The 16,602-nt window shown below is 60.1% G+C and carries 15 protein-coding genes; 4 read left to right on the top strand and 11 right to left on the bottom strand.

What is annotated here, in order from left to right; genetic code table 11:
- Positions 1 to 184: 184 nt before the first annotated feature.
- Both KBP52_RS20170 and KBP52_RS20165 read right to left on the bottom strand, forming a co-directional pair.
- Positions 185 to 1,048 (bottom strand): LysR family transcriptional regulator, encoded by an 864-nt coding sequence (locus KBP52_RS20170; protein WP_077574935.1) that lies wholly within the window; start codon positions 1,046 to 1,048, stop codon positions 185 to 187.
- Positions 1,049 to 1,061: 13 nt separating this feature from the next.
- Positions 1,062 to 3,371: a heavy metal translocating P-type ATPase gene (locus KBP52_RS20165; protein WP_212620826.1), complete on the bottom strand. Its 2,310-nt coding sequence runs from the start codon at positions 3,369 to 3,371 to the stop codon at positions 1,062 to 1,064.
- A gap of 84 nt (positions 3,372 to 3,455) precedes the next feature.
- Here KBP52_RS20165 and cadR point away from each other — a divergent pair, with 84 nt between their 5' ends.
- Positions 3,456 to 3,905, top strand: a complete 450-nt coding sequence (cadR, locus tag KBP52_RS20160) for a Cd(II)/Pb(II)-responsive transcriptional regulator (protein ID WP_212620825.1) — start codon at positions 3,456 to 3,458, stop codon at positions 3,903 to 3,905.
- A 125-nt stretch (positions 3,906 to 4,030) separates the two neighbouring features.
- Here cadR and KBP52_RS20155 read toward each other — a convergent pair whose 3' ends face one another.
- The 3 genes from KBP52_RS20155 to KBP52_RS20145 form a co-directional block, all read right to left on the bottom strand.
- Positions 4,031 to 5,002 (bottom strand): thymidylate synthase, encoded by a 972-nt coding sequence (locus KBP52_RS20155; protein WP_008088441.1) that lies wholly within the window; start codon positions 5,000 to 5,002, stop codon positions 4,031 to 4,033.
- A gap of 50 nt (positions 5,003 to 5,052) precedes the next feature.
- Complete coding sequence (gene lgt / locus KBP52_RS20150) at positions 5,053 to 5,868, bottom strand: prolipoprotein diacylglyceryl transferase (protein WP_007913003.1); 816 nt, start codon at positions 5,866 to 5,868, stop codon at positions 5,053 to 5,055.
- Between the two features lie 79 nt (positions 5,869 to 5,947).
- Positions 5,948 to 6,730 carry a sulfite exporter TauE/SafE family protein gene (locus KBP52_RS20145; protein ID WP_077574938.1) on the bottom strand — a complete coding sequence of 261 codons (783 nt, stop codon included), beginning with the start codon at positions 6,728 to 6,730 and terminating at the stop codon, positions 5,948 to 5,950.
- A 132-nt stretch (positions 6,731 to 6,862) separates the two neighbouring features.
- On the opposite strand from KBP52_RS20145, the gene KBP52_RS20140 reads away from it, so the two are divergent.
- A complete protein-coding gene (locus KBP52_RS20140) occupies positions 6,863 to 7,609 on the top strand; it encodes an NRDE family protein (protein WP_212620824.1) in 747 nt (248 codons plus the stop codon).
- Positions 7,610 to 7,880: 271 nt separating this feature from the next.
- Here the strand turns inward: KBP52_RS20140 and ptsP are convergent, their stop codons facing one another.
- Both ptsP and KBP52_RS20130 read right to left on the bottom strand, forming a co-directional pair.
- Positions 7,881 to 10,160 carry a phosphoenolpyruvate--protein phosphotransferase gene (gene ptsP / locus KBP52_RS20135; RefSeq protein WP_150706342.1) on the bottom strand — a complete coding sequence of 760 codons (2,280 nt, stop codon included), beginning with the start codon at positions 10,158 to 10,160 and terminating at the stop codon, positions 7,881 to 7,883.
- 22 nt (positions 10,161 to 10,182) lie between these two features.
- Entirely contained in the window at positions 10,183 to 10,662 is a 480-nt protein-coding gene (locus KBP52_RS20130) for an RNA pyrophosphohydrolase (RefSeq protein ID WP_003229203.1), read from the bottom strand.
- Positions 10,663 to 10,805: 143 nt separating this feature from the next.
- Between KBP52_RS20130 and KBP52_RS20125 the strand changes: the two genes are divergently transcribed.
- Positions 10,806 to 11,462, top strand: a complete 657-nt coding sequence (locus tag KBP52_RS20125; protein WP_123593572.1) for an HAD family hydrolase — start codon at positions 10,806 to 10,808, stop codon at positions 11,460 to 11,462.
- Positions 11,463 to 11,567: 105 nt separating this feature from the next.
- Here KBP52_RS20125 and KBP52_RS20120 read toward each other — a convergent pair whose 3' ends face one another.
- Complete coding sequence (locus KBP52_RS20120; protein WP_116028437.1) at positions 11,568 to 11,981, bottom strand: DUF2269 family protein; 414 nt, start codon at positions 11,979 to 11,981, stop codon at positions 11,568 to 11,570.
- Positions 11,982 to 12,021: 40 nt separating this feature from the next.
- Positions 12,022 to 13,536, bottom strand: a complete 1,515-nt coding sequence (gene ilvA, locus KBP52_RS20115; protein ID WP_116028438.1) for a threonine ammonia-lyase, biosynthetic — start codon at positions 13,534 to 13,536, stop codon at positions 12,022 to 12,024.
- A 147-nt stretch (positions 13,537 to 13,683) separates the two neighbouring features.
- On the opposite strand from ilvA, the gene rpiA reads away from it, so the two are divergent.
- Positions 13,684 to 14,358 (top strand): ribose-5-phosphate isomerase RpiA, encoded by a 675-nt coding sequence (rpiA, locus tag KBP52_RS20110; RefSeq protein ID WP_007913886.1) that lies wholly within the window; start codon positions 13,684 to 13,686, stop codon positions 14,356 to 14,358.
- 148 nt (positions 14,359 to 14,506) lie between these two features.
- On the opposite strand, the gene KBP52_RS20105 is transcribed toward rpiA, so the two are convergent.
- Positions 14,507 to 15,424: an SdiA-regulated domain-containing protein gene (locus KBP52_RS20105; RefSeq protein WP_212620823.1), complete on the bottom strand. Its 918-nt coding sequence runs from the start codon at positions 15,422 to 15,424 to the stop codon at positions 14,507 to 14,509.
- 198 nt (positions 15,425 to 15,622) lie between these two features.
- Positions 15,623 to 16,543, bottom strand: a complete 921-nt coding sequence (locus KBP52_RS20100) for an SdiA-regulated domain-containing protein (protein WP_212620822.1) — start codon at positions 16,541 to 16,543, stop codon at positions 15,623 to 15,625.
- Positions 16,544 to 16,602: the final 59 nt, after the last annotated feature.

The following is a 16,602-nucleotide window of genomic DNA, read 5'->3' as shown; positions in this document are numbered from 1 at the left end:
CGTCATGTGGCAACGAGGCAAAAACTGCTGATAGTGGTATTCGGGGATTTTGGTTCAAGTGATGGGGTGACTGATCTGGCGCCTTCGCGAGCAGGCTCGCTCCCACAGGGGATAGTGTTCGCAGCGCAGATCCAATGTGGGAGCGAGCCTGCTCGCGAAGAGGCCAGCTCGCATACTGAAGATCTCAGGCCGGGGACATTTCCTGGGCCAAACCGAGAAACGCCGCCGGCAACCGCGCGCCTTTGCGCTCTTTCAGGCAATACAGATACTCCGGAATCTGCGGCGCATTCTCGATCGTCAGCACGCGCAACTGCGGATCATGCGGCACTTCCTGCCGCGCAATGATGCTGATGCCAATATTGCGCAACACCGCCTCACGAATCGACTCACGACTGCCAATCTCCAGCAACGGCCCGAAACTCACCCCAGCATTGGCCAGCAACTCTTCAGTCAACCGCCGCGTGGTCGAACCCGACTCGCGCATCAACAACGTATGCCCGGCCAGCGCGCTCAAAGCGACATGCTCCTGCGCCGCCAACGGATGATTGCGATGCACCGCCAGCACCAGCGGATCAGTGCCGAGCACCCGGCGGATCAATCGCGCGTCATCGAGTAATTGCGACGACGCGGCGATGTCCACCCGGTAATCTTCCAGCGCTTCGAGCACCTGCTGCGAGTTGCCGATTTCCACCGACACTTCCACTTGCGGCAGACGCTCGCGAAAGGTTTTCACCAGATCGAGGATGTAATACGGCGCGGTCGCTGCGATGCGCAATGTGCCCTGCACCTGACCGCTGTTGCGCAGGAAAAACTCAATGTCGGCTTCCTGCTGCAACAGGGTCTTGACCATCGGCAGCAGCCGCGCGCCTTCGTCGCTGACACTGAGGCGTCGACCGCCGCGATAAAACAGCTCCACCGAATACTGACTTTCCAGATTGCGGATCTGCGTGGTCACGGTCGGTTGGCTGAGGCCGAGTTTTTTCGCCGCCAGCGTGATGCTGCCCAGGCGGGCGACCATGTAAAACGCTTTCAGCTCGGCACTCAGCACAACCTTTCCTCATTTATTTGCGCAGCAGGCGCAAACCGTTGAACACCACCAGCAGGCTCACGCCCATGTCGGCGAACACCGCCATCCACATGGTGGCGAGCCCGGCGAAGGTTACCGCAAGAAAGATAGCCTTGATCACCAGGGCCAGCGCGATGTTCTGTTTCAGGATGCTGGCGGTGTTGCGCGACAGGCTGATGAACGCCGGGATCTTGCGCAGATCATCGTCCATCAGGGCGACATCGGCGGTTTCGATCGCCGTATCGGTGCCGGCAGCGGCCATGGCGAAACCGATCTCGGCGCGAGCCAGTGCCGGCGCGTCGTTAATGCCGTCGCCGACCATGCCGACGCGATGGCCCTGCTTGTACAGATCTTCAATGGCTTGCAGTTTGTCGGTCGGCAGCAAGTCGCCACGGGCCTCGTCGATGCCAACCTGCGCGGCAATCGCTTGGGCGGTGTGAACGTTGTCGCCGGTGAGCATCAGGGTTTTCACCCCGAGTTCATGCAACTGGCGGATCGCTTCGCGGCTGGTTTCCTTGACCGTGTCAGCCACGGCGAACAGCGCCAGCGGGCCGGAGCTGTCGAGCAGCAGCACTACGGACTTACCTTGTTTTTCCAGCGCGAAGAGTTTTTCTTCCAGTGCTGGCGAGCACAAACCGAGTTCTTCGACCAGACGATGGTTGCCCAAGTGGTAAGTCTGGCCGTTGATTTCGCCTTTGACGCCACGCCCGCCCAACGCTTCGAAGTTATCCACAATCAGCGCTTGGAAGTTTTTATCCACAGCGGCGTTGGCGATGGCTAGCGACACCGGGTGATCCGAGCGACCGGCCAACGCCGCAGCGATTGCCGGTGCCGTGGCGTCGGCCGTCACGTCGAGAGACAGGTAATCGGTCTGCACCGGTTTGCCGTGGGTGATCGTGCCGGTTTTATCCAGCGCCAGATAATCGAGCTTGAAACCGCCCTCCAGGTACACGCCGCCCTTGACCAGAATGCCTTTGCGCGCCGCGGCGGCGAGGCCGCTGACGATGGTTACCGGCGTCGAAATCACCAGTGCACACGGGCACGCGACCACCAACAGCACCAGCGCGCGGTAGATCCAGTCGAACCACACGGCGCCCATGAACAGCGGCGGAATGATCGCCACGGCCAAGGCAAACACGAACACTACGGGCGTGTAGATTTTCGAGAACTGATCGACGAAGCGCTGGGTCGGCGCACGCGCGCCTTGGGCCTGTTCGACGGCATGGATGATGCGCGCCAGCGTCGAGTTGTTCGCTGCTGCGCTGACCGCGTATTCCAGCGAACCGGCCTGATTGATGGTACCGGCGAAGACTTTGTCGCCGACGGTTTTCTCCACAGGCAAGCTCTCTCCGGTGATCGGCGCTTGATCAATGGTCGAGTTGCCGCTGACCACTTCGCCGTCCAGCGCAATGCGCTCGCCGGGCTTCACTCGCACGCGGGCGCCGAGTTCGACACTTTTCACGTCCTGCTCAATCCAGCTGCCGTCAGCCTGCAACACCGTGGCTCGTTCCGGCGTCATCTGCATCAGACCGCTGATCGCGTTGCGCGCACGGTCCAGCGAGCGCGCTTCGATCAGCTCAGCAACGGTGAACAGGAACATCACCATCGCCGCTTCCGGCCACTGGCCGATGAGGATGGCACCGGTGACGGCGATGCTCATCAGCGCGTTGATGTTGAGGTTGCGGTTCTTCAGGGCGATCCAGCCCTTTTTGTAAGTGGTCAGGCCACCGCTGAGAATCGACACCAGCGCGATGATCGCCACCACCCAGGTGGGTGCCGCATTGGTGAAATGAATGACTTCAGCGGCGAGCGCGCCGACACCGGACAACGCCAGCGGCCACCAGTGTTTTTTCACCGGCGCCGGGGCCGGCGAGTCGACGCCCGCCTCCAGTGGCTCGGCGTGCATACCGAGGGATTTGATCGCTTCGGTGATCGGCTCGGTACCCGGCAGATTGTGGGTCACGCCGAGTACGCGATTGATCAGGTTGAATTCCAGCTGCTGCACGCCGGCGAGTTTGCCGAGCTTGTTCTGGATCAGCGTCTGCTCGGTCGGGCAATCCATCGCCTCGATGCGGAAACTGCTCAGCCGCGCATCGGCGGTAGTCTTTTCGCTCAGTTGCACCAACGCAGGCGCGGCGGCTGTCGACGAGCAGCAGGAGTCTTCGTGCGCGTGAACCGGTGCCGGCGCTGCAACTTTCGACCCGCAGCAAGAATCGCCGCCCTGTGAATGCTTATGCACAGGCTGCAATTTATGACTGTGATCGTGGCCGTCGCCGGGCTTGTGGGTGTGCTGGGAATCGCTCATTGGTCGCGTCCATGAAGGTGCCTGTTGCCAAGTAAAGACCCTGTAGCCACTATAGGGTCAAGCACCCTTTTGGAGATTGTCGTCATGAAGATCGGAGAACTGGCCAAACTCACCGACTGCGCCGTGGAAACCATCCGCTACTACGAGCGCGAAAACCTCCTGCCGGAACCGGCCCGCAGTGACGGCAACTACCGCGTCTACACCCAGGGGCACGCCGAACGCCTGACCTTCATCCGCAACTGCCGCACCCTCGACATGACCCTCGAAGAAATCCGCAGTCTGCTGGCCATGCGTGACAGCCCGCAGGATCAGTGCGAAAGCGTCAATACGCTGATCGATGAGCATATCCAGCATGTGAAGGCGCGGATTGATGGGTTGCTGGCGTTGCAGACACAACTGCTCGACCTGCGCCAACGTTGTGGCGAAGGGCCGATGGCCGATCAATGCGGGATTTTGCAGCGGCTGGAAGTGAGTGGCGGGGTTGTCGCGACGGAAGTGGAGCACTCCCATGTAGGCCGCAGCCACGGCCATTAAGACTCACGCAAAACCAAATGTGGGAGCGAGCCTGCTCGCGAAAGCGGTGTATCAGTCGACATCTCTATGACTGACACGCCCTCTTCGCGAGCAGGCTCGCTCCCACAGGGGTTTTATGCAACGGCTTAAACCGCCATTGGCGCGGTCATTGGTGCGTGGTGTTCGTAGCCTTCCAGCGAGAAGTCGCTCGGCTCGACCAGTTCCAGCCATTCCGGCTGGTACACGCCAGTCTTGGCAAACTCCGGTACACGATCGGAGATTTTCAGTTTTGGCATGGCGAACGGCTCGCGCTTGAGCTGTTCGTTGAGCATGTCCAGGTGGTTTTCGTAGACGTGTGCGTCACCGATGAAATAGGTGAACCAGCGTGGCGTGTAGCCGGTCAGGCGACCAATCAGGCTCAGCAGCGCAGCACCTTCGGTGAGGTTGAACGGCGTGCCCAGACCCAGATCGTTGGAACGGATGTAGAGGGTCAGAGAAATCTCTTTGGTCTCGACATTCGGGTGGAACTGGTACAGCAGATGGCATGGCGGCAGGGCCATTTCATCCAGCTGAGCGACGTTCCAGCCGTGGAACAGAATACGGCGGCTGCCCGGATCCTTGATGATCGTGTCGACGCACTGACGCACCTGGTCGATGGCTTTGTACAACACCACGTAGGCCTGGCCGTCTTCTTCGCCCTGGGCGATCTGCTTGTAGCCGTTGCTCAAGGTTTGTTCGATGGCGGCGGTGTTGCTCAGCGGGATCTGCTTGTACGCCGGCCATTTGCGCCATTGCACGCCGTAGATTTCGCCGAGGTCGTCGTCGCCCTGACGGAACGGGTTGGCCAGCCACTGTGCGTTTTCGTTGGCGTTCTGGTCCCAGACCTTGCAGCCCAGCGCCCGGAATTCAGCGGCATTGTTGACGCCACGGAGAAAACCGCACATCTCGCCGATGGCCGATTTGAAGGCCATTTTGCGCGTGGTGATCGCCGGAAAACCTTCCTGCAGATCGAAACGCAGCATCGCACCCGGGAAGCTGATGGTATTGATGCCGGTGCGGTTGGCTTGCTTGGTGCCGTTCTGAATGACGTGCGAGACCAGTTCGAGATATTGCTTCATGAGTTACCTGTGTCCTTTGAGCCCCGGCGTCGCGCGCCGGGGTTCGTAGTTTAAGCCGTCGGTGCGAGCGGTGCTGCCGGCGCGCGACGATAGGCCAGCCAGATCAGGAACAGCCCGCCGACGATCATCGGCACGCAGAGTACCTGGCCCATGGTCAGCCAGTTCCAGGCCAGATAGCCCAGTTGTGCATCCGGCACGCGGACGAATTCGACGATGAACCGGAAGATGCCGTAGAACAGCGCGAACATGCCCGAGACGGCCATGGTCGGACGCGGCTTGCGCGAGAAAATCCACAGGATCAGGAACAGCGCCACGCCTTCCAGCGCGAACTGATACAACTGCGACGGGTGGCGCGGCAGCTGCGCCGGATCGCTGAACGGCGGGAAAACCATGGCCCACGGCACGTCGGTGGCTTTGCCCCACAATTCGGCGTTGATGAAGTTACCGATGCGCCCGGCGCCCAGACCAATCGGCACCATCGGTGCGACGAAGTCCATCAACTGGAAGAACGACTTGCCGTTGCGCTTGCCGAACCACAACGCGGCCAGCATCACGCCGATGAAGCCGCCGTGGAACGACATGCCGCCCTTCCACACTTCGAAAATCAGCGTCGGGTTGGCCAGGTAAGCGCTCAGATCGTAGAACAGTACATAGCCCAGGCGCCCGCCGACGATCACGCCCATCGACATCCAGAAGACCATGTCGGAGAGTTTCTCCTTGGTCCAGGTCGGGTCGAAACGGTTGAGCCGGCGCGACGCCAGCAGCCACGCACCGCCGATGCCGATCAGGTACATCAGACCGTACCAGTGGATTTTCAGCGGACCGATGGCCAGGGCCACCGGGTCGATCTGCGGGTAAGGCAGCATTGCGACTCCTCGTTAGAGTTGAAACCAAAATTCCCGGGCGACGCTGCCACCTCAGGATTAAGCCAGGATTGCGACGCGGTTAAAGCAGAAAGCTCACACCCACGCTGAACAGCAAAGCGGCGAACAGCCGTTTCAGCAAGCGCGGCGACAACCGATGCGCCAAACGCGCGCCGATACGGGCGAAGACCATGCTGGTCAGGGCGATGCCCAACAACGCCGGCAAATAGACAAAACCGAGACTATGGGCTGGCAACAACGGATCGTGCCAGCCCAGAATCATGAAACTTAATGCACTGACCAAGGCAATCGGCAGACCGCAGGCCGATGACGTCGCCACCGCTTGCTGCATCGGCACGCTGCGCCAGGTCAGGAACGGCACGGTCAGCGAGCCGCCGCCCACACCAAAAATCGCCGAGGCCCAACCGATGAAGCTGCCGGCCACGGTCAGACCGAGTTTACCCGGCACCGTTCGACTGGCCTTGGGTTTGATGTCCAGCGCCAGTTGCACCGAGATGATCAAGGCGAACACGCCGATGATCTTTTGCAGGTGCGGGCCGGAGATTGCTTCCGCCGTCAGCGCACCGAAACCTGCACCGAGCAGAATGCCGACGGCCATCCACATGAAGATCGGCCAGCGCACCGCGCCGCGTCGATGATGCTCACGCACGGCGTTGACCGAGGTGAAGATGATCGTCGCCAGCGACGTCCCGACCGCCAGATGGGTGAGAATCGACTGATCAAAGCCCTGCAAGGTGAAACTGAACACCAGCACCGGCACGATGATGATCCCGCCGCCGACGCCAAACAGCCCGGCCAGCACGCCCGCACAGGCGCCCAGCGCCAGATAGAGCAGAAATTCCATGACCGTCTCCCCAGACCGCATCCGCAAAACCGGAGCGGCATGGTAACGGATGCACACCCTTCTGCTCCACTTACGATGGATGCACGGACGCCGGATGCGTAGAGTGAGCAAAAAACACACAAGGACCACCTTATGTGCCTGATTGTTTTCGCCTGGCGCCCGGGCCATGCCCAGCCGCTGATCGTCGCGGCCAACCGTGACGAATTCTACGCCCGGCCGAGTCTGCCGCTGGCGCAATGGCCAGAGGCGCCGCATGTGCATGCCGGGCGCGACCTTGAAGCCGGCGGAACCTGGCTGGGAATTGGCGCTAACGGACGCTTTGCCGCGCTGACCAATATCCGTGATCCGCAGCAGCCGCCGGCACGCAAGTCGCGGGGGGAGTTGGTGGCGCGGTTTCTCACCGGTGATTCGTCGATTGATGATTATTTGAGCGATGTGGTCGGGCGTTCGGCGGAATATGCCGGGTTTAATCTGCTGCTCGGCAACAGTCATGAGCTTTGGCACTTCAATGCGCGGATGTCGGAGCCGGTGATGCTGGAATCGGGCGTCTATGGGTTGTCGAATGCCGGGCTGGACACGCCATGGCCGAAGTTGCTCAAGGCCAAGGCAGCGTTGAGTGGGGTGCTGGATGATCCGCAGCCTGAACGGTTGTTGGGGTTGTTGAGTGATGCGCAGACGGCACCATCTGCCGAATTGCCAGATACCGGGGTGGGTCTGGCGACGGAGTCATTGTTGTCGAGTGTGTTTATTGCCAGTCAGAGTTACGGGACGCGGGCGAGTACGGCGTTGATCGTTCAGGCGGATGGGTCGCGGCGCATGGTTGAGCGGAGTTTTGGGCCGTATGGCGGGCATTTGGGCGAAGTGGAAATAACAGCTTAAAAGCTTACCCTCACCCCAGCCCTCTCCCGGAGGGAGAGGGAGCCGACCGAGGTGTCTTGAGCCATACATCGACCTGAAAGACCGAGTTGATTATGGATTCAGCAGCACCGTCAGTCGCTGTGAGACTAATACGGCTTCAACCCAGCACCTTCGTCGGTGTGGGTCGATTATGGATTCGGCACAGCACTTTCAGGTCGGCGTAAGCCTGCAGCATCCCCCAATCAGTCCCCTCTCCCTCTGGGAGAGGGCTAGGGTGAGGGGCTTTTGATCTTCAGAGCGCTTTGACCACCGCCGGCGGATGCATCTTCGACAACCCAAGGTTCTTCAGCGCCAATTGCAGCGAGCTGTGGATAACTTGCGGGTTATCAATGGTCATCAACTCGGCCAGCAATTCCTTGGCCTTGCTCAGATTGACCTGACGCAACATCCACTTCACCTTCGGCAAGTTGGTGGCGTTCATCGACAGGCTGTCGAAACCCATCGCCATCAACAGCACTGCCGCCGCCGGATCACCGGCCATTTCGCCGCAGATACTCACCGGTTTGCCTTCGGCATGGGCATCGCGCACCACGGTCTGCAAAGCTTGCAGCACCGCCGGATGCAGGTAATCGTAAAGATCAGCCACTCGCGGGTTGTTGCGGTCGACCGCCAGCAAATACTGGGTCAAGTCGTTGGAGCCGACGGACAGGAAGTCGACCATCCGCGCCAGTTCCTTGGTCTGATACACCGCCGCCGGAATCTCGATCATCACGCCAATCGGCGGCATCGGCACGTCGGTGCCTTCGTCGCGTACTTCGCCCCAGGCGCGGTGGATCAGGTGCAGGGCTTCTTCGAGCTCGTGGGTGCCGGAGATCATCGGCAGCAGAATCCGCAGGTTGTTCAGGCCTTCGCTGGCCTTGAGCATCGCGCGGGTCTGCACCAGGAAGATTTCCGGATGGTCGAGGGTGACGCGAATGCCGCGCCAGCCGAGGAACGGGTTGTCTTCCTTGATCGGGAAGTACGACAGCGACTTGTCACCGCCGATGTCGAGGCTGCGCATGGTCACCGGTTGCGGGTGGAACGCGGCGAGCTGCTCGCGGTAGATCGCCAGTTGTTCCTTCTCGCTCGGGAAGCGCTGGTTGATCATGAACGGCACTTCGGTGCGGTACAGGCCGACACCTTCGGCGCCGCGCTTCTGCGCCCGCGCCACATCGGCCAGCAGGCCGGTGTTGACCCACAGCGGCATGCGGTGGCCATCAAGGGTCACGCACGGCAGGTCGCGCAGGGTGTCGAGGCCCAGCGCCAGTTGTTTCTCTTCTTCGACGACTTCGGCGAACTGCTTGCGCAGCACTTCGCTCGGGTTGGTGTAGACCTCGCCGCGGGTGCCGTCGACGATCATTTCGATGCCGTCGACCTTGGCGTACGGCAGGTCGACCAGACCCATCACCGTCGGAATGCCCATCGCCCGGGCCAGGATCGCGACGTGCGAGTTACCCGAACCGAGCACAGAAACCAGACCGACCAGCGTGCCTTCCGGCACCTCGCCGAGCATTGCCGGCGTCAGTTCTTCGCTGACCAGAATGGTTTTTTCCGGATAGACCAGATTCTGCTGGCGCTCTTCCTGCAAATAGGCGAGCAGACGGCGGCCAAGGTCTTTGACGTCCGACGCACGCTCACGCAGGTAGGCGTCGTCCATCAATTCGAAACGGTTGACGTGTTCCGTGACCACCTGACGCAACGCGCCCTGGGCCCATTGGCCGGTCTTGATCACCGTGGTGATTTCGCTGCCCAGCGAGGCATCGTCGAGCATCATCAGGTAGACGTCGAACAGTGCGCGCTCTTCCGGGCGCAACTGCGTCGCCAGTTTGGCGGACAACGTGCGCATGTCGGCGCGCACGCCTTCGATGGCGGTCTTGAACAGCGCCAGCTCGGCGTCGATGTCAGTGATGGTCTTGTCTGGCACCACGTCGAGATCGGCCGGCGGCAGCATGACCACCGCGGTACCGACCGCCGCACCCGGCGAACCGGGCACGCCGACGAACTTGGCCTCCTGAATACCCTTGCCCTGACGGCCCAGACCACGGATCGAACCGGTGGCCTCGGCGTGGGCGATAACCCCGGCGAGCTGCGCGCTCATGGTCACGAGGAAGGCTTCTTCACCTTCGTCGAACTGACGGCGTTCTTTTTGCTGGATGACCAACACGCCGACGACGCGGCGGTGGTGAATGATCGGTGCACCGAGGAACGAGGCATAACGCTCTTCACCGGTTTCGGCGAAGTAACGGTAGCGCGGGTGAACCGAGGCGTTTTCGAGGTTCAGGGGTTCTTCACGCGTGCCGACCAGACCGACCAGACCTTCGTTGGGTGCCATGCTGACCTTGCCGATCGAGCGCTTGTTCAAGCCTTCGGTGGCCATCAGGACGAAACGGTTGGTCTCGGGATCAAGCAGGTAGACCGAGCAGACCTGGCTGCCCATGGCCTCTTTGACGCGCAACACAATAATCCCCAACGCCGCCTTGAGATCCTTGGCGGAGTTAACTTCCTGGACGATCTTGCGCAGCGTATTGAGCATGGCTCGGGGTCGAACTCCGTCGTCAGTCGCGCGCTAAAAGGCGCGGGGCAAGCTCTTTGAGGGCGCGGCGATACACCTCGCGCTTGAATGTCACCACCTGGCCCAACGGATACCAATAGCTGACCCAGCGCCAGCCATCGAACTCCGGTTTACCGGTCAAATCCATCCGCACCCGCTGCTCGTTGGAGATCAGGCGCAGGAGAAACCATTTCTGTTTCTGGCCGATGCACAGCGGTTGGCTGTGCGTACGCACCAGACGTTGCGGCAAACGATAGCGCAACCAGCCCCGAGTACAGGCCAGTATTTCAACATCTTCACGTTCCAGGCCAACTTCTTCGTTCAGCTCGCGGTACAAGGCGTCTTCCGGCGTCTCTTCAGGGTTGATTCCCCCTTGCGGAAACTGCCAGGCATCTTGATTGATACGGCGAGCCCATAGCACCTGGCCGGCGTCATTCGTCAGAATGATCCCGACATTGGGGCGGAAACCATCGGGGTCGATCACGGGCACAACCTCGCAAACGCATGTCGCCGCATTGTTCCACAAAGGTTGATAAGGCGGCAACGAAGCTTCCTACCTTATGTGCACTCTTGTGAAAAGACCGTATTCTTGTCGCCTTTTTACAGACTTATCAGCGGGTAACTGCAATGCGCCTGGCACTCTTCGATTTGGACAACACCCTTCTGGGCGGCGACAGCGATCACGCCTGGGGCGACTATCTGTGTGAACGCGGCTTCCTCGACCCGATTGCGTACAAGGCGCGCAACGACGAGTTCTATCAGGATTACCTGGCCGGCAAACTGGATAACGCCGCGTACCTGAACTTCTGCCTGGAGATCCTCGGCCGCACCGACATGGCCGTGCTCGATCAGTGGCACAACGATTACATGCGCGACTGCATCGAGCCAATCGTGCTGCCGCAGGCGCTGGAATTGCTGAAAAAGCACCGCGATGCTGGCGACAAACTGGTGATCATCACCGCGACCAACCGCTTCGTTACCGCACCGATTGCCGTGCGTCTGGGCGTTGAAACCCTGATTGCCACTGAATGCGAAATGGTCGATGGCCGTTACAGCGGGCGCAGCACTGACATTCCGTGCTTCCGCGAAGGCAAGGTGACGCGCCTGAACCGCTGGCTGGAAGAGACCGGGTACTCGCTGGACGACAGCTATTTCTATAGCGATTCGATGAATGACTTGCCGTTGCTGGAGCAGGTGGCGAATCCGGTGGCTGTCGATCCGGATCCGAATCTGCGGGCTGAGGCCGAGAAGCGTGGCTGGCCGGTGATTTCGTTGCGCGGCTGATACCGCCTTCGCGAGCAGGCTCGCTCCCACATTGGATCTGTGTAGGTTACAAATCCCCTGTGGGAGCGAGCCTGCTCGCGAATCGGGCCGACACGGTCCCAAGCCTTAAACAGGCTTGGCCCCCATCAACCCGGCAATGGCGAGAAATCCGATGCCGCTGACAATTGCCAGCGCCAGCGTGAATTTCCCGTTACCTACCCCGCCAGTCCACAGCCGATTAAGCCGCACCAACAGCCACACTGCACTCAACGTGGCCACGGCATAAATCACGCTGGAACCCAGAATCCAGAATTGCCCCAGTGGCCAGCCGATCAGGTGCACCAACCACCAGCCGGTGAAAGGCATGCTGAGCATACCGATCAGCATCAAACACCAGACAAACAGCCAGGGACGCTGCATCGTGCTGGCCGGCCCTTCGCTGCGATTACGCCAGGTCAGAGCGGCGAGCCCCAGCCCGCTCGCGAGTATGACCACGGTCGCCGCGACGTGAAGGACTTTCAGGGTGGTCAGGGTTTCCATGAATTTCTCTTCCTTGGGCCATGCCCCTTAGCGTAGCCGCTCAGCCAAGAAACAGCTGATAGGCCGGGTTTTCGCTTTCATCCCAATACGGGTAACCGATTTCCTCAAGGGCCGCCGGCACCAGATGGCGCTCATCGTGCGGCACTTGCAGGCCCGCGACCACGCGGCCATCGGCCGCGCCATGGTTGCGGTAATGAAACATCGAAATGTTCCAGCGCCCACCGAGCTTATTAAGGAAGTTGAACAGCGCGCCCGGACGCTCCGGGAACTCGAAGCGGAACACCACTTCATCAATGACGTGCGCCGCATGCCCGCCGACCATGTGGCGAATGTGCAGCTTGGCCAGTTCGTTGTCGGTCAGGTCAATGACCGGGAAACCCTGCTCGGTCAGGCTCGCCAGCAGCGCACTGCGCGGGTCGTTTTCCGGGTGGGTCTGCACGCCAACGAAGATGTGCGCTTCGCTGCCGGTGTTATAGCGATAGTTGAATTCGGTGATCTGGCGCTTGCCGACGGCCTCGCAGAACGCTTTGAAGCTGCCGGCCTTCTCAGGGATGGTCACGGCGATGATCGCTTCGCGGCCTTCACCCAGTTCGGCGCGTTCGGCGACATGGCGCAGGCGGTCGAAGTTGACGTTGGCACCGGAGTCGATGGCCACGAAAGTCTGGCCACTGACGCCGCGCAACTCGACGTATTTCTTGATCCCGGCCACGCCTAAAGCACCAGCAGGTTCGGTGATCGAGCGGGTATCGTCGTAGATATCCTTGATTGCTGCACAGATCTCGTCGGTGCTGACGGTGATCACTTCATCGACGTAGTCTTTGCAGATGTCGAAGGTATGCTGGCCGATCTGCGCCACTGCCACGCCGTCGGCGAAGATGCCCACGGTCGGCAGCACCACGCGCTCACCGGCAGCCATCGCCGCTTGCAGACAGTTGGAATCGTCCGGCTCGACGCCGATGACTTTGATGTCCGGGCGCAGGTATTTCACGTACGCAGCAATACCGGCGATCAGACCGCCGCCACCGACCGGAACGAAAATCGCGTCCAGCGGCTGCGGGTGCTGGCGCAGAATTTCCATCGCCACGGTGCCCTGCCCGGCAATGGTGTGCGGATCGTCGTACGGGTGGATGTAGACGTAGCCTTTTTCATCGACCAGTTTCAGCGAGTAGGCCAGGGCTTCCGGGAACGAATCACCGTGCAGCACCACTTTGCCGCCGCGCGAACGCACGCCTTCGACTTTGATTTCCGGAGTGGTCTTGGGCATGACGATGGTGGCTTTGACGCCCAGCACTTTCGCCGCCAGGGCCAGACCCTGTGCATGGTTGCCCGCCGACGCGGTGACCACGCCACGGGCGCGCTCTTCATCGCTCAGTTGCGTCAGCTTGTTGTAGGCGCCGCGAATCTTGAACGAGAACACTGGCTGCAAGTCTTCGCGCTTGAGCCAAATGTCATTGCCCAGCCGCTCGGAGAGCTGGCGAGCGTTCTGCAGCGGGGTTTCTACGGCAACGTCATAAACGCGCGAGGTGAGGATCTTTTTGACGTACTGTTCGAGCATCGGAAAGCATCACTGAGCGGTTGAGCGGGACCGAGGAGTCTAACCCGGCTTTTGCCCGCACGACCACACGAATCCAGAGGTTTTAGCCACGCTTGCGGCTATAATGCCGGCCTTTCCGTTCTCACCTTGCCCGCTTCCGGAGCCCGCATGACCCAGGATCAACTCAAACAGGCAGTGGCTCAGGCCGCCGTCGACTTCATCCTTCCGAAACTCGACGACAAGAGCATCGTCGGGGTCGGCACCGGCTCCACCGCCAACTGCTTCATCGATGCCCTGGCCCAGCACAAGGGTGCGTTCGATGGCGCCGTCGCCAGCTCCGAAGCCACCGCCGCACGCCTGAAGGGCCACGGGATTCCGGTGTATGAACTGAACACCGTCAGCGACCTGGAGTTCTACGTCGATGGCGCCGACGAAAGCGACGCGCACCTGAACCTGATCAAGGGCGGCGGTGCGGCACTGACTCGCGAGAAGATTGTCGCGGCGGTGGCCAAGACCTTCATCTGCATCGCCGACGCCAGCAAACTGGTGCCAGTGCTTGGCGAGTTCCCACTGCCAGTCGAAGTGATCCCGATGGCCCGCAGCCACGTCGCCCGTCAGCTGGTGAAACTGGGCGGCGACCCGGTTTACCGCGAAGGCGTGCTGACCGACAACGGCAACATCATCCTGGATGTGTTCAACCTGCAGATCACCAACCCGGTGGAGCTGGAAGCGCAGATCAATGCGATTGTCGGCGTGGTCACCAATGGCTTGTTCGCGGCGCGCCCGGCGGATCTGTTGTTGCTGGGGACCAGCGAAGGCGTGAAAACCCTCAAGGCTGAGTAAACCCAGACTGTCCGAAATTAATGGGCAGACGAAATACCCCTGTAGGAGTGAGCCTGCTCGCGATAGCGGTGGATCAGTTGATATTAATGTCGACTGACACATCGCTATCGCGAGCAGGCTCACTCCTACAATGGTTTTGTGGTGTTGGTTAGTTCGGGGTTGGCTTTTTGAAGACGTAAAACAGGTTCGGCTCACTCACCAGATACAACGTCCCGTCATCATCCATGGCAATTCCTTCCGCCTGCGGTACGGTTTTCTTCAAACCTTGTCGGCCGCCACTGATGGACATTGTGCTCAATGGGCGCCCGTCGACATCCAGTTCCAGAATCAATCTCGACTCATCCGACAACGCCAGTAAATGCCCGCTGCGCTCGTCGTACTGCAAACTCGACAGATCGCGCACGAACATCCCGGCATCGCGCTTGGGATCGTTGATCACATGCACCGCGTAGGACTTCTCCGGATTGAAGTGCGGAAAGCCGTGCACTTCGTAGATCAGCATCGGGTTGCGTTCTTTCGCGACAAACAGGCGCTTGCCCACCGAGTCGTACGCCAGGCCTTCAAAACCTTTGTTACTGGCCATATGCACGCCAAGAGTCATCTGCTCGGCGTCCGCCGCGTCGAGGAACGTGGTGTCTGCTTCCAGGTGAATCTTGATCAGCCGCTGCTGACGTTCATCAGTGATCACATAGGTGTCGGCGCTGATGTACTCGACCGCTTCCGGATCGCCAAAACCAATCAGCGCGATGCGCCGCAGGATCTTGCCTTCGAGCGACAGTTCGACCAGCTCGGAATTCTTGTTGGTCACGGTGAACAGGCTTTTGCGCACCGGATCGAAGGTCAGCGCCGAGACATCGTCGTCCAGCCCGTCAATCACCCGCGCTTCAATTTCGACGCGATACTGGTCCAGCCCGATCGACTCGCTACTCTGCGGTTGCCACAGGGTGTGCAAGTTGAACCAGGCGCGCTCGAACAGGCGCATGTATTGACCGATAGCGATTAACGCGATCAAGACAATCACCGACAGGATGATAATCAGAGGTTTGGGACGGGCAAGTCGACGCATTCGGGTGAGCTCGGGATCAAGACAGGCGGATGAAATATCACGCCCGTCTGAACTGAAGCTTAATGGCCACTTGCCTCAAACCACAAGCCAACCCCTGTAGGAGCTGCCGCAGGCTGCGATCTTTTGATCTTGCTGTTCATAAGATCAAAAGATCGCAGCCTTCGGCAGCTCCTACATTGGAATCGGTAAAGGCTGCTATTACTGTTTTTCGAAGCGATAGAACAGGTTCGGCTCGCTGACCATGTACAGCGTACCCGCTTCGTCCATGGTCACGCCTTCTGCGCGGGGAATGGTGTTTTTCAAGCCATTGAAACCGCCGAGCAGGGTCATGAAGCTGACTTGCTCGCCCTTCTCGTCCAGCTCCAGCAGCAGGTGCGAATCGGCTGACAGTACCAGCGTGTGCTGGGTGCGCGGGTCAATCGCCAAGGCCGAGAGGTTGCGAATATCCAGTTCGTCACTGGCAAGTTTCTGCTTGTCACCCTTGAGGGTCTGGCTGCCATCGCTTTTCCAGGTAAACAACGCCGGCGGGCGCTCCTCGCCCAACAGCAATTGCTGGTTGTGCGCATCCCAGGTGATAGCTTCGAAGGCCTTGTTCTGGTCTTTCGACGGACCGAGATCGTATTTCGGGAAGTCGGCGATATTCAGTTCACGGGTATCAGCGTCGACCTTGACGATCGACAGCATGTGCTGGCGCTCGTCGACGATGGCCATCAGGCCGTTTTCCATCATCGTCAGGCCTTCCGGATTGCTCCAGCCCACCAGCGGCATCTTGCGCAGTACATCGCCCTGTAAAGTCAGTTCAGCGAGAAACGGGTTCTTGCCCATCACCGAGAACAGCGTTTTGGTCTGCGGGTTGTACGCCAGATCCGAAGCCTCGTCCTTCTCCATCCCCTTGAGCGGCTTGGCATCGATCACCACGCGATAGTCCGGCAGCCAGATGCTTTCCTTCTGCTCGGCCTGGCTTTCGAAGCGTTCCTGCAGCCACAGCACACCGCGATCATCCCAATGCATGGCAAACGCCACGGCATAAGCGGCAGCAACCACCAGCAAAAGCCAGACATACCAACGCAGGGCGAAACGTGAACGGCGAGTGGGTTTGAGCTGAGTTTGAGATGACATCGAGGGACGCGTTCCGAAAATTCAGGCTATGGGTAATAGCACAAAGAGGCCGGCTCAGA

Origin of the sequence: Pseudomonas sp. SCA2728.1_7 (genome assembly GCF_018138145.1) — a bacterium.
Taxonomy (GTDB): Bacteria; Pseudomonadota; Gammaproteobacteria; order Pseudomonadales; family Pseudomonadaceae; genus Aquipseudomonas; species Aquipseudomonas koreensis_A.
This window is presented reverse-complemented; position numbering and strand designations above follow the sequence as displayed.

Bases quoted from the DNA above. Each gene is read 5' to 3' on its own strand.
- KBP52_RS20100 (WP_212620822.1), bottom strand. From the start codon at position 16,543: ATGTCATCTCAAACTCAGCTCAAACCCACTCGCCGTTCACGTTTCGCC.
- KBP52_RS20105 (WP_212620823.1), bottom strand. From the start codon at position 15,424: ATGCGTCGACTTGCCCGTCCCAAACCTCTGATTATCATCCTGTCGGTG.
- KBP52_RS20155 (WP_008088441.1), bottom strand. From the start codon at position 5,002: ATGAAGCAATATCTCGAACTGGTCTCGCACGTCATTCAGAACGGCACC.
- cadR (WP_212620825.1), top strand. From the start codon at position 3,456: ATGAAGATCGGAGAACTGGCCAAACTCACCGACTGCGCCGTGGAAACC.
- KBP52_RS20120 (WP_116028437.1), bottom strand. From the start codon at position 11,981: ATGGAAACCCTGACCACCCTGAAAGTCCTTCACGTCGCGGCGACCGTG.
- KBP52_RS20125 (WP_123593572.1), top strand. From the start codon at position 10,806: ATGCGCCTGGCACTCTTCGATTTGGACAACACCCTTCTGGGCGGCGAC.
- ilvA (WP_116028438.1), bottom strand. From the start codon at position 13,536: ATGCTCGAACAGTACGTCAAAAAGATCCTCACCTCGCGCGTTTATGAC.
- ptsP (WP_150706342.1), bottom strand. From the start codon at position 10,160: ATGCTCAATACGCTGCGCAAGATCGTCCAGGAAGTTAACTCCGCCAAG.
- rpiA (WP_007913886.1), top strand. From the start codon at position 13,684: ATGACCCAGGATCAACTCAAACAGGCAGTGGCTCAGGCCGCCGTCGAC.
- KBP52_RS20165 (WP_212620826.1), bottom strand. From the start codon at position 3,371: ATGAGCGATTCCCAGCACACCCACAAGCCCGGCGACGGCCACGATCAC.
- KBP52_RS20145 (WP_077574938.1), bottom strand. From the start codon at position 6,730: ATGGAATTTCTGCTCTATCTGGCGCTGGGCGCCTGTGCGGGCGTGCTG.
- lgt (WP_007913003.1), bottom strand. From the start codon at position 5,868: ATGCTGCCTTACCCGCAGATCGACCCGGTGGCCCTGGCCATCGGTCCG.
- KBP52_RS20140 (WP_212620824.1), top strand. From the start codon at position 6,863: ATGTGCCTGATTGTTTTCGCCTGGCGCCCGGGCCATGCCCAGCCGCTG.